The organism is Devosia sp., assembly GCF_040509215.1.
Lineage (GTDB): Bacteria > Pseudomonadota > Alphaproteobacteria > Rhizobiales > Devosiaceae > Devosia.
Map to the genome: position 1 here is coordinate 1 of NZ_JBEVLL010000310.1, position 11,431 is coordinate 11,431.

11 protein-coding genes are annotated in these 11,431 nt (G+C 62.4%); 5 read left to right on the forward strand and 6 right to left on the reverse strand.

What is annotated here, in order from left to right:
- Positions 1–80 precede the first annotated feature (80 nt).
- Both ABW043_RS17325 and ABW043_RS17330 read right to left on the reverse strand, forming a co-directional pair.
- Positions 81–329 (reverse strand): exodeoxyribonuclease VII small subunit, encoded by a 249-nt coding sequence (locus ABW043_RS17325; protein WP_046144434.1) that lies wholly within the window; start codon positions 327–329, stop codon positions 81–83.
- A gap of 9 nt (positions 330–338) precedes the next feature.
- Positions 339–1,286, reverse strand: coding sequence for a histone deacetylase family protein (locus ABW043_RS17330; RefSeq protein ID WP_353922446.1), 948 nt, complete (start codon positions 1,284–1,286; stop codon positions 339–341).
- Between the two features lie 126 nt (positions 1,287–1,412).
- Here ABW043_RS17330 and ABW043_RS17335 point away from each other — a divergent pair, with 126 nt between their 5' ends.
- Complete coding sequence (locus tag ABW043_RS17335) at positions 1,413–2,354, forward strand: L-threonylcarbamoyladenylate synthase (protein ID WP_353922447.1); 942 nt, start codon at positions 1,413–1,415, stop codon at positions 2,352–2,354.
- A 215-nt stretch (positions 2,355–2,569) separates the two neighbouring features.
- On the opposite strand, the gene ABW043_RS17340 is transcribed toward ABW043_RS17335, so the two are convergent.
- A complete protein-coding gene (locus ABW043_RS17340) occupies positions 2,570–3,544 on the reverse strand; it encodes a DnaJ C-terminal domain-containing protein (RefSeq protein WP_353922448.1) in 975 nt (324 codons plus the stop codon).
- Positions 3,545–3,651: 107 nt separating this feature from the next.
- Here ABW043_RS17340 and pdxH point away from each other — a divergent pair, with 107 nt between their 5' ends.
- Together pdxH and ABW043_RS17350 are read left to right on the forward strand one after the other, a co-directional pair.
- The gene (pdxH, locus tag ABW043_RS17345) at positions 3,652–4,287 is read left to right on the forward strand and encodes a pyridoxamine 5'-phosphate oxidase (RefSeq protein ID WP_502908665.1); all 636 of its coding nucleotides are present in this window, start codon (positions 3,652–3,654) and stop codon (positions 4,285–4,287) included.
- A gap of 102 nt (positions 4,288–4,389) precedes the next feature.
- A complete protein-coding gene (locus tag ABW043_RS17350; RefSeq protein ID WP_353922450.1) occupies positions 4,390–5,217 on the forward strand; it encodes a DUF1499 domain-containing protein in 828 nt (275 codons plus the stop codon).
- On the opposite strand, the gene glpK is transcribed toward ABW043_RS17350, so the two are convergent.
- Complete coding sequence (gene glpK, locus ABW043_RS17355; RefSeq protein ID WP_353922451.1) at positions 5,214–6,695, reverse strand: glycerol kinase GlpK; 1,482 nt, start codon at positions 6,693–6,695, stop codon at positions 5,214–5,216. The genes ABW043_RS17350 and glpK overlap by 4 nt on opposite strands.
- Before the next feature lie 153 nt (positions 6,696–6,848).
- Positions 6,849–8,342, reverse strand: coding sequence for a glycerol-3-phosphate dehydrogenase (gene glpD, locus ABW043_RS17360; RefSeq protein WP_353922452.1), 1,494 nt, complete (start codon positions 8,340–8,342; stop codon positions 6,849–6,851).
- Between the two features lie 220 nt (positions 8,343–8,562).
- On the opposite strand from glpD, the gene ABW043_RS17365 reads away from it, so the two are divergent.
- Positions 8,563–9,498, forward strand: a complete 936-nt coding sequence (locus ABW043_RS17365) for an AEC family transporter (protein WP_353922453.1) — start codon at positions 8,563–8,565, stop codon at positions 9,496–9,498.
- 96 nt (positions 9,499–9,594) lie between these two features.
- Here the strand turns inward: ABW043_RS17365 and ABW043_RS17370 are convergent, their stop codons facing one another.
- The gene (locus tag ABW043_RS17370) at positions 9,595–10,761 is read right to left on the reverse strand and encodes a M20 aminoacylase family protein (protein WP_353922454.1); all 1,167 of its coding nucleotides are present in this window, start codon (positions 10,759–10,761) and stop codon (positions 9,595–9,597) included.
- Between the two features lie 235 nt (positions 10,762–10,996).
- Between ABW043_RS17370 and ABW043_RS17375 the strand changes: the two genes are divergently transcribed.
- Positions 10,997–11,431 (forward strand): electron transfer flavoprotein subunit beta/FixA family protein (locus tag ABW043_RS17375; protein WP_353922455.1); only part of this gene is annotated, 435 nt, incomplete at its 3' end.

Sequence of the window (11,431 nt, forward strand, 5' to 3'; positions counted from 1 at the left end):
GAATTCGCCATAGCGAATTCGGTGACACCTCCCCCTTGATGGGGGAGGGCGGGAGGGGGTGGAGCCCCACGCTCTAAAAATCAGTTCGCGTCGAGCGGCTCGGTCCCGATCGCCTTGCCTTCGCGGCTGAGCGTAATCTTCTCGATCCGTGCTTCGGCCGTCTTCAGCAGCATTTCGCAATGCGCCTTCAGCGCTTCGCCGCGCTCATAGATGGCAATGGATTCGGCCAGCGGCGCGCGGCCGCTTTCGAGCTTCTGCACGATCTGTTCGAGCTGCTCCAAAGCCGCTTCGAAGCTCAGGGTTTTCACATCCTCGGCAATCTCGGCCATGGCACAATCCTAAAAGTTGAGAGAACTCGTCGCCCCGTCCATCAGCATGGCCACGTGCTGGCGCACGCCTCCGGCAAGGCCCTTGAGGTCATAGCCACCTTCGAGCAGCGACACAATGCGATTGCCACAGCGGCGTTCGGCCACATCCATCAACTTTCCGGTGACCCAGGCAAAGTCCTGGTCTTCCCATTCAAGCTGCGCCAGCGGATCGCGTTGATGCGCGTCGAACCCTGCGGAAATCAGGATCAGGTCCGGCGCAAAATTGTCGAGCGCGGGCAGGATGATCTCATTATAGGCCGCCCGCATTTCCGAGCCGTCAGTATGCGCCTTCAGCGCCGTGTTGACGATATTGCCAACGCCATGCTCGCTCGGATGCCCCGTGCCCGGAAACAGCGGCATCTGGTGGCTCGACGCGTAGAAAACGCTGGGGTCCTCATAAAAGATGTCCTGCGTGCCATTGCCGTGATGCACGTCGAAATCGACGATCGCGACCCGCTCCGCCCCATATTTGCGCTGCGCCTCGCGCGCCAGAATGGCGACGGTGTTGATGAGGCAAAACCCCATGGGTCGGTCGATTTCGGCATGGTGCCCCGGCGGGCGAATGGCGCAAAAGGCGTTGTGCGCCTCGCCCATGATGACGGCATCGAGCCCCGCCATGGCCCCGCCCAGTCCGGTTGCCGCCGCCGACAGCGAATGATCGGAAATATAGGTATCGGCATCGAGTTGCCCGATGCCCTCCGCCGGCCTAGCCATGCGCAGCCGCGCCATATAGCGCTCGTCATGCACGAGTTCGGCCAGCGTAATGTCACCATAGGGCGCCTCGCGCCGCAAAAGCTGGTCGAATTCTTCCGTCGCCAGCGCCTCTTCCACCGCGACGATGCGGTCGGCCCGCTCCGGATGGCCGGGCGGCGTCCGATGGTCGGCAAAATTGGGCTGGCTGACAAGAAGCGTGGTCACGGTGGCCTTCGAAGCGTTTGTCCGAAAGGCAATACCACTTTTCCGGTTCAAAAGCGCGACAAACGCTGGGTGCCATGTGCACGTGGCCGTCTTGACGCGCGTCCCGCCTGTTGTCAAACACCGCCCATGAGCACATTCCCCGACGATCAGGCCATTGCCGAAGCCGCTGCGTCCCTCCGCGCGGGCAATCTCGTCGCCTTCCCCACCGAGACGGTCTACGGCCTCGGCGCCGATGCGACCAATCCCGATGCCGTGCTCTCGATCTACGAAACCAAGGGTCGCCCGCGCTTCAATCCGCTGATCGCCCATGTGGCCGATCTCGAGATGGCCGAAAGGCTCGCGATCTTCTCCCCGCTCGCTCGGGCGCTGGCCGAAAAGTTCTGGCCCGGCCCCCTCAGCATCGTCGTCCCCCTGCGCCCCGGCCACGGCCTCGCCGATGTCGCCACTGCCGGTCTCGACACCGTTGCCCTGCGCATGCCCGATCACCCGGTTGCCCTCGAGCTTCTCCGCGCCACCGGCCGCCCGCTCTCCGCGCCGTCAGCCAATCCATCGGGCAAGCTCTCGCCCACCACCGCCGAGCAAGTCCACCGCGGCTTTGCCGGCAAGGTGCCAGTCCTCGATGGCGGCGCCTGCAAGGCCGGTGTTGAATCAACCATTGTGGCCGTCGATGGCGAAACCATAATCCAGCTCCGCGCCGGCGCTCTCGCCCGCGAAGACATCGAACGCGCCTTCGACCGCAAAATCACCCGCGCCGCCAAGGGCGCCAAAATCTCCGCCCCCGGCATGCTGCTCAGCCACTACGCGCCGAACGCGTCCATGCGGCTCCATACGGCGCCCCAACCCGGCGAAGCCTTCCTGGCCTTCGGCCCGTCCCCCGACTTCGCCGGCGAAACGCGAAACCTCTCCCCCGGCGCCGACCTCCACGAAGCCGCCCGCAACCTCTTCTCGATGCTGCACGACCTCGACGCAACCGGCGCACAAATGATCGCCGTCGCCCCCATTCCCCATGAGGGCCTGGGCGAAGCGATCAACGACAGATTGCAAAGAGCCGCCGCGCCGCGGGAGTAGTCTCTACGCGGCCACGCCGACGGCGTCGCTCTGCGGTTGGAAGTTCACCCGCCACCGCGCGTCATCCTCGGGCCTGACCCGAGGACACTAAACTTGGATACGCTGCAGCAAGTGCAGAGCCCTCGGGTCAAGCCCGAGGGTGACGATCCGTTATGATGGCAATCCAACGAAAGCGCCGGCCACACGCACAACGCATCGTCAGCCCCCGACAGGACTTAATCCCGCACCTTATACGGCTTCTGGTCCCGCATGAATCTTGCCAACGCCTCAAGATCGGGATCACCACCCGGCGGCAAAACCACGCGAATGTTCACATAGAGATCGCCGTCGCCATAAAGCCCCTTGCCCTTGAGGCGCAGCGCCTTGCCGGTGTCCACGCCCGGCGGCAGGTTCAGTTCCACCGAACCATCGAGCGTCGGCACGCGCACCTTGGCGCCCAGCACGGCCTCATAGAGCGTCACCGAAACATCGGTGCGCACATCGCTGCCATCGCGGCGAAACACCTTTGATTTCTCAAAGCGCACCGTCACCAGCGCATCGCCCGGCTCGCCAAAGGCATTGGCAGAACCCTGGCCCTTGAGCCGGATCTGCTGGCCTTCTTCCACCTTCTCGGGCAGCTTCACGTTCAGCATCTTGCCCGAAGGCATGCGCACCGGCACGGAAGCCGCCTTGTGCGCATCTTCGAGCGACACGGTCGCATTCACAACCACATCATCGCCCTTCATCCGCGCTCCGGCGCCTGCGCCGGCCCCGCCAGTTGCGCCGCCGGCAAATGGGTCCCACTGCGCGCCACCGGCCCCGCCACCCGGGCGAGCCCCGCCGCGCGGCTGGCCACCAAAGCCGCTCATGAATTCCTTCAGGATATCTTCGGCCGAAAACCCGCCCGCGCCGGCGCCAGCGGCACCCGGACGCGCGCCACGGCTCGCGCCGCCACCAAAGCCGCCATTGCCAAAGCCGGCAAAGCGCGGATTGCCCTCGGCGTCGATTTCGCCGCGGTCGAACTGACCGCGCTTTTCAACATCGTTCAGGAGGTCATAGGCATGCGTCGCCTCGGCAAATTTGCCGTGGGCCGATGGGTCGTCGGGATTCTGGTCGGGGTGATACTTCTTGGCCAGCTTGCGATAGGCGGACTTGATGTCCTTTTCGCTTGCGGACCGCGGCACCCCGAGCACGGTGTAAGGATCGCGCATTTGGTCCAATCTGTTTGGGTCGGGCGTTGCTTCGCCCACAATTCGAGTCCTATATGGCCACGCACCCTCCTATTGTCCAGTTTGCGGGGTGCAAAAGCGCGGGAAATATGACGATGCTGCAGACGCTCACCGAACGCCTTTTCGACGATGGCGATCGTTCCGACCTCGATCCTTTTGCCGTGTTCGAGGAGTGGTTTGCCCTCGCCCAGGAAGCTGAGCCCAACGATCCGCACGCCATGGCGCTGGCCAGCGCCGATGCCTCCGGCATGCCCGATGTCCGCATGGTCCTCCTCAATGCCCGCGATTCCCGTGGCTTTTGCTTCTTCACCAATTTCGAGAGCGACAAGGGCCGCCAGCTCCTCGCCAATCCCCAGGCCGCCGCTGTGTTCCACTGGAAGTCGCTGCGCCGCCAGATTCGCCTCCGCGGCCCGGTCGAGGTCGTCAGCCCCAGCGAATCCGACACCTATTTCGCCTCGCGCCATCGCGGCAGCCAGATCGCTTCGTCGGCCTCGCTGCAGTCCCGCCCGCTCGAAAATCGCCAAACCCTCATCGCCCGCGTCGAAGCGCTCACCGCCGAGATCGGTACCGCCGATGTGGTCCGCCCCGCCCACTGGGCCGGCTTCCGCATAAAGCCCACCATGATGGAATTCTGGAAGGATGGCGAATACCGCCTCCACGACCGCGTCCGCTTCACCCGCGACACGCTCGATGCCGGCTGGCATAACGCGCGCCTCTATCCCTGAGCGTCGGTCCCGATTAAACCGATGCGCCATTGGCTAACCGGCGTTTAAACAATCCCAAGACCTTTGACGTAAAACAAGCGCCAGCAAGGGAAACGCCTGTTCGTGCGCATACTGATCAGAACGTCGAAAACGGCCATCTGGGCCCGCCGGATTGGCAGGATTGCCATTCCGCTCGTCATTCTGCCTGTCGGCATGCACCATCTGGGGCTGATCGACTCGCCCAGCTTCTTCACGGTCGCCATTCTGGCGCTGATAGTGTCGGCGCTGGCATTCCTCGTTGGCCTGCTGGCGCTCATCCGCCTGTGGTTCTCGGGCGATCAGGGCTGGGGCAAGGCGCTGTCCGGCCTTTTCCTCGGCCTCATCTGCCTCGCCCCCTTTGCCTACTACGGCTATTACGCCTGGCGCTATCCGCCGGTCACTGACATTGCCACCGTTCCGCGCGGCGAGCTGCCGCTGCTTTTCCTGCCCGATACGGCCAAGATGCCGCCGCCAAAACTCATCACCCCGGACGAGCAGGCGCGCATCTTCCCCAATGCGACGACGCGCACCTATCCGCTGGATGTCGTTTCCCTGTTCGGCGTGGTCGAGCGCCTCGTCGAAAACGAAGGCTGGGATATCCACCTCAACGTGCCCCCGGGGCCCGATGGCACGCCGGGCCGCATCAATGCCCGCATCACCACCATTCCTGGCTGGCGCGAAGAAGCGGTGTTCCGCGTCGCCCCCATCGCCAATGGCGCCAAGGTCGACATGCGCTCCGCTTCGATCAATGCCCCGCACGATTTCGGCTCCAACGGCAGCCGCATTGCCCGCTTCATGGTCAATCTCGACAATGAAGTCACAACGCTCCTGCGCGACAATCCCAACGTCAACCAGCCGACAGCGGCCGAAGACGAAGAACCAGCGCCGAGTGTCGAAGGCGAAGGGAACTAGGTAGTAAGAACGCGCCGCACGGCATCGTCCCAGCCCGCCACTTTCGCATCGCGAACCGCCGCATCCATCGCCGGCTCAAACCGGCGATCCCGCGCCCAGCCCGCGGCGAATTCATCCATGCCCGGCCACACGCCCGCCTTCATGCCCGCGAGCCACGCAGCACCCAGCGCCGTCGTCTCCAGAATTGTCGGTCGATCCACCGGCGCATCAAGCACGTCGGCCAAAAACTGCATGGTCCAGTCCGATGCGACCATGCCGCCATCGACGCGCAGCACGGTATCACCCTCAGCCCTCCAGTCCTTGCGCATCGCCTCCAGCAAGTCCCGCGTCTGGTAGCAAACCGCCTCCAGCGCCGCTCGCGCGATCTCAGCCGGCCCGGTATTCCGAGTAATGCCAAAAATCGCCCCACGCGCCTCGGCATCCCACCACGGCGCCCCAAGCCCCACAAAGGCCGGCACCATATAGACATTCTGGCTCGGGTCCGCCGTCCGCGCCAGCGGCCCGGTTTCGCTGGCATGCTTTACGAGTTTCAGCCCATCGCGGATCCACTGCACCGCCGCGCCGGCAATGAAGATCGAGCCCTCGAGCGCATAAATGGTCTCGCCATTCAGCCGATAGGCGATGGTGGTGAGCAGCCGGTTCTGCGAGCGCACCATATCCCGCCCGGTATTGAGCACTGCAAAGCAGCCCGTGCCATAGGTCGACTTGACCATGCCCGGTTCAAAACACGCCTGCCCAATCGTTGCCGCATGCTGGTCGCCAGCGACGCCAAGGATCGGGATTTCAGCGCCAAACAGCGCCGTCACCCCAAAGTCATCCGCGCAGTCTTTGACCTCGGGCAGCAGCTTGTCCGGCACCCCAAGAATGCCGAGCAGCTCTTCGTCCCACTGATTGCGCCCGATATCGAACATCAGCGTCCGCGCCGCATTGGTCGCGTCGGTCGCATGCACCTTGCCGCCCGTCAGCCGCCAGATGAGAAACGTATCGATCGTCCCGAAAGCCAGCTCGCCCGCTTCAGCGCGCGCCCGCGCGCCCTCGACATTGTCGAGCAGCCATTTGACCTTCGTGCCCGAAAAATACGGATCGAGCAGCAGTCCAGTCCGCTCGGTAAACAGCGCCTCATGCCCCGCGCGCTTCAGCTCCGCACAGGTCGCCGAAGTCCGCCGATCCTGCCAGACAATCGCATTGTAGATCGGCTTCCCCGTCGCCCGATCCCACACAACAACCGTCTCGCGCTGATTGGTAATCCCAATCGCCGCAATCTCAGCCGCGCCAACCTTGGCCTCGCCAAGCGCAGTCTTGATGGTTGAAACCACACTCTCCCAGATTTCCTCGGGATCGTGTTCCACCCAGCCATCCTGCGGAAAGATTTGCGAAAATTCCTTCTGCCCGACCCCGACCACCTTCCGGTCGCCATCGAACACAATCGCCCGGCTCGACGTCGTGCCCTGATCGATCGCCAGAATGAATCCGCTCATGAAACTCTCCTCCGGAACTCTGTGGTCCCTCGATATTTCCGTTCCATCGTCATTGCCGGGCTTGTCCCGGCAATCCATCTTGCCTCGGCATGGACCACCGGGACAGGCCCGGTGGTGACGACCACCAAAAATTCAGTGGCGGGCCAAAGGTGTTTATTTGCGGCTACCCAAATACGCCTCAAGCCGCGCCACATCCTCGGCGCCAACCCGCAACCCCAACTTCGTCCGCCGCCACAACACGTCTTGTGCCGTGTGCGCCCACTCATGCTCAACCAGATAAATCACCTCGCGCGCGTAAAGATCAGTGCCAAAGTTCTGGCCGAGATCGCCAACGCTCTTGGCATCCCCCAGCAACACCCGGGCCTTCGACCCATAAAGCCGCATCAAGCGCTTGAGCAGTGTTCCCGGCAATTCCGGATAGTCGAGCCCCAGCCGCCGTACTTCCGCGTCAAAACTCAGCGGCCCAAAATCACCGCCGGGCAGGGTGCTGACCTTGGTCCACGCACCCTTCTTTTTCCCCAGGACCTCTTCGATCTTCTCCAGCACCGATTCCGCCAGCCGCCGCGACGTCGTCAGCTTGCCGCCAAACACATTGACCACGGCTCCGGTCGCCTTGTCGCCCTCGACCTTGAGCACATAATCCCGCGTCGCCTCCTGCGCCGCGCTCGCGCCATCGTCAAACAGCGGCCTTACGCCCGAATAGGTCCAGACGATCTCGTCTTTCGTCACGGGCTTGGCAAAATACTCGCTCGCCGCACTCAGCAGATAATCCGTCTCCTCCTGAGAGATTTTGACATCCTTCGGATCGCCCTTGTAGTCGCGGTCCGTGGTGCCGATCAGCGTGAAATCGTCCTGATAGGGAATGGCGAAAATGATCCGCCCATCGCCATTCTGGAAAATATAGCAGCGGTCGTGGTCATAGAGTTTTTTGACGACGATATGGCTGCCCTGAACCAGTCGCACATTATGCGCCCCGTTCTTGCCCATCACGCCATTGATAACATTGTCGACCCACGGCCCCGCCGCATTGACGATCATCTTGGCGCGCACCGTCTGCGTGCCGCCTTCGCCCTCGAGCGAAATCGTCCAGGCGCCATTTTCCTTGCGCGCCGAGGTCACCTTGGTGCGCGGAAAAATCTGCGCGCCCTTATCCGCCGCATCGCGCACATTGAGCACCACGAACCGCGCGTCATCGACCCAGCAATCCGAATATTCGAACCCCAGCCGATAGCCCGGCTTCAGCGGCTTGCCGGTGACGTCCTTGGTCAGGTCCAGCGTCTTGGTCGGCGGCAACAGCTTTCGCCCGCCCATATAGTCATACATCGCAAGGCCCGAGCGCAGCACGAAGGCCGGCCGCAGCCCCTTGTGATGCGGCAGAACGAAGCGTAGCGGCCGAATGATATGCGGCGCCGCAGCCCACAAAATCTCCCGCTCCGCCAGCGCCTCATGCACCAGCCGGAATTCATAATGCTCGAGATAGCGCAGCCCGCCATGGATCAGCTTGGTGGCCGCCGAACTCGTGCCCGAAGCAAAATCGTTCATCTCGGCAAGGCCCACGGAAAACCCGCGCCCTACCGCATCGCGCGCCACGCTGGCCCCATTGATGCCGCCGCCGATGACGAACAGATCCAGCACTGACTCACTCATATCGCTTCGCTCCGAGAATAGTTCGTATGTAAGTCATTTGCTTTCGTTTTGAAACTGCCTTTGTTTCGTTTCGGCGACCCACATCGGCAAATCCCTTAGCCGTTTCACAACACGGTCATACGACAGAACGGAGTTGAAAACTTCCATACAAGATCATGGTTGACCAAGCCACGCCAAGGGTCTAGGCCTCCTTTGCCTTCCCGGCCCGGATCCTCGGCCAATGCTCGATATCATCTACGTTATCCTGCCCATCTTCGCCCTCATGGGCCTGGGCTATTTCGCCGTGCTCAAGCGGCTCTATCCGGCCGAAGGCGTCAAAAGCCTCATCGCTTTCGTGAACAATTTCGCGACGCCCTGCCTGCTCTTCCACTCGATCTCGACGAGTGACTTTCGCTCGGCCTTCAACCTGTCGATCATTGGCCCCTTCTACTTCGGCGCCATTGTCTGCTTCATCGTCGGCATCGTCATCGCCCAGCGCGCCTTCGGCAATCGCCCCGGCGAAAGCGTCGCCGTCGGCTTCTCCGGCACTTTCACCAATACCGTGCTGGTCGGCCTGCCCATCCTCACCCGCGCCTATGGTGGCGATGCGCTGCCGGTCACGCTTTCGATCATAGGCCTTCACGGCGCCATCCTCCTCACCGTCGGCATGATCACCATGGAGCTGGTCAAGCGCGACGGTCAGCCGCTCGGCAAGACGCTCGTCGTCGCCGTTCGCCGCGTCGTTTCCAATCCACTGATCTGGGGCATTGCCGCCGGCATCATCGGCTCATTGCTCGAAATAAAGCTCATCGAACCGGCCGAAGCCTTCTTCGTCATGATGAGCCAGGCCGTCGTCCCCGCCGCGCTTTTCGGCATCGGCGGCGCCCTGGTCGAATTCAAGCTCTCGGAAAACTGGAAGCAGGCCCTCGTCGCCTCGCTGATCAAGCTGATCCTGCACCCAGCCATCGCCTATGTGCTGATGATCTGGGTCCTGCACGTCCCGCTCGAAATCGCCCGCTACGGCATTTTGCTGTCCGCCATGCCCTCAGGCGTCAACATCTACGTCTTCGCGACGTATTACGACCGGGGGGTGAGCGTCGCGACAAACACCATCCTCATCGCCACGGTGCTGTCCGCCGTGACGATTACGGGGTGGCTGTATGTGCTGAGTTTGTAGATACCCGCCGCTCGTCATCCTCGGGCTTGACCCGAGGACGTTACACTTGCCGCAAGTATAGAGCCCTCGGGTCGAGCCCGAGGGTGACGCAGAGTATCAGGCCTTCAGCGCCGTCTCGGCCAATCTCACCCAATAGCTCGTCCCCACCGGAATAGCCTCGTCATTGAAATCATACGTATCCGTATGCAGCTCCGACGAATTCCCGTTCCCAAGGAAAATATAAGCGCCCGGCCGCTCATTGAGCATGAAGGAGAAATCCTCCCCGCCCATGGACGGCGGCGTATTCCGGTCCACCCGCTCCGCGCCGACCACTTCGGTCGCCACGTCAGCCGCAAAGTCAGCTTCATCAGCCGAATTGACCGTCACCGGATAACCCCGCGCATAGCGGATCACCGCGCTGGCGCCAAAGCTCTGGGCAAATTGCGGCACGATCTCGTTGAGCCGCGCCTCGATAAAATCCTGCACCCCGCCATCGAGCGTGCGCACCGTGCCGGTAATCTTCGCCGTCTGCGAAATGACGTTGTCGGCTTCACCCGCCTCGATCATCGTCACGCTCAGCACCGCCGATTCCAGCGGATCAAGATTGCGGGAAACAATCGTCTGCAGCGCCGTCACCATCTGCGCAGCGACGATGATCGGGTCGATTGTCTGCTGCGGCCGCGCCGCATGGCCACCCTGGCCGGTAATGGTGATGTAGAACCGATCCGTCGCCGCCATGATCCCACCATGGCGAATACCGAAATGCCCGACCGGCATGCCCGGCCAATTGTGCATCCCGTAAAATTCGGAAATGTCGAACTTCTCGATAAGGCCGTCGTCCAGCATCACCTTGCCGCCGCCGCCACCCTCTTCGGCCGGCTGGAAGATCAGCGCAATACGCCCATCAAAATTCCGCGTCTCGGCCAGATATTTTGCCGCACCCAGCAGCATCGCAGTGTGCCCGTCATGCCCACAGGCATGCATCTTGCCCTGATTGGTCGAGGCATAGGCCGCCCCGGTCTTCTCGGTGACGGTCAGCGCATCCATATCGGCGCGCAGGCCAATGGTCTTGCCGCTGGTATTGCTCTTGCCATTGATGATGCCGACAACCCCGGTGCGTCCGAGCCCGGTCACCACCTCATCAACGCCAAACGCCTTGAGTTTTTCCGCCACGATTCCGGCCGTCCGATGCACCTCGAACAGCACTTCCGGATGCTGATGCAAATCCCGTCGCCAGTCGGTGATTTCATCATGAAATTCGGCAATGCGGTTCAGGATAGGCATAACAAGTCCAAAACAGATGGGGATGCGACAGTGTCTCTGCCCCAAGGTGTGGCGTCAACCTTCTTCACCTCTCCCTCTGGGGGGAGGTCGCCGCATAGCGGCGGGTGAGGGTGCCTTCGCGTGTGCGCAGGCACCCCATTCTAACATTCCCCCCGCCACCGAACCGAAATTCCCCATCCGTGCCTTGCCCGTCCCCGCCCAACCTGCCATTGAACCCCCAAATTCGGAGCCGCCCATGAAAATCCTCGTCGCCGTCAAGCGCGTCGTCGACCACAATGTCCGCATCCGCGTCCGTCCCGATGGAACCGGCGTAGAGACCACTGGCGTACGCATGTCGATGAATCCCTTCTGCAAGCACGCGGTGGAAGCCGCCGTGCAACTGGCTGAAAAGGGCCAGGCGAGCGAAGTGATCATCGTGTCTGTCGGTCCCAAGCAGAGCAATGACGTCATCCTGACCGCCCTCGCCATGGGGGCGCACCGCGGCATTCTCGTTGCCACCGACGCGGCGCTCGAAACCCTGACGATTGCCAGGCTCCTCGCCAAAGTCGTCGAGGAAGAGCAGCCCGACCTGATCCTTCTCGGTAAGCAGGCCGTCGATGACGACAGCAACCATGTCGGCCAGATGCTCGCCGCCTTGACCAATCGCCCCCAGGCTACTTTCGCTTCCGAA

Coding starts and splice junctions, on each gene's coding strand:
- ABW043_RS17335 (WP_353922447.1), top strand. CDS start 1,413: ATGAGCACATTCCCCGACGATCAGGCCATTGCCGAAGCCGCTGCGTCC.
- ABW043_RS17365 (WP_353922453.1), top strand. CDS start 8,563: ATGCTCGATATCATCTACGTTATCCTGCCCATCTTCGCCCTCATGGGC.
- glpD (WP_353922452.1), bottom strand. CDS start 8,342: ATGAGTGAGTCAGTGCTGGATCTGTTCGTCATCGGCGGCGGCATCAAT.
- ABW043_RS17325 (WP_046144434.1), bottom strand. CDS start 329: ATGGCCGAGATTGCCGAGGATGTGAAAACCCTGAGCTTCGAAGCGGCT.
- glpK (WP_353922451.1), bottom strand. CDS start 6,695: ATGAGCGGATTCATTCTGGCGATCGATCAGGGCACGACGTCGAGCCGG.
- ABW043_RS17340 (WP_353922448.1), bottom strand. CDS start 3,544: ATGCGCGATCCTTACACCGTGCTCGGGGTGCCGCGGTCCGCAAGCGAA.
- pdxH (WP_502908665.1), top strand. CDS start 3,652: ATGACGATGCTGCAGACGCTCACCGAACGCCTTTTCGACGATGGCGAT.
- ABW043_RS17370 (WP_353922454.1), bottom strand. CDS start 10,761: ATGCCTATCCTGAACCGCATTGCCGAATTTCATGATGAAATCACCGAC.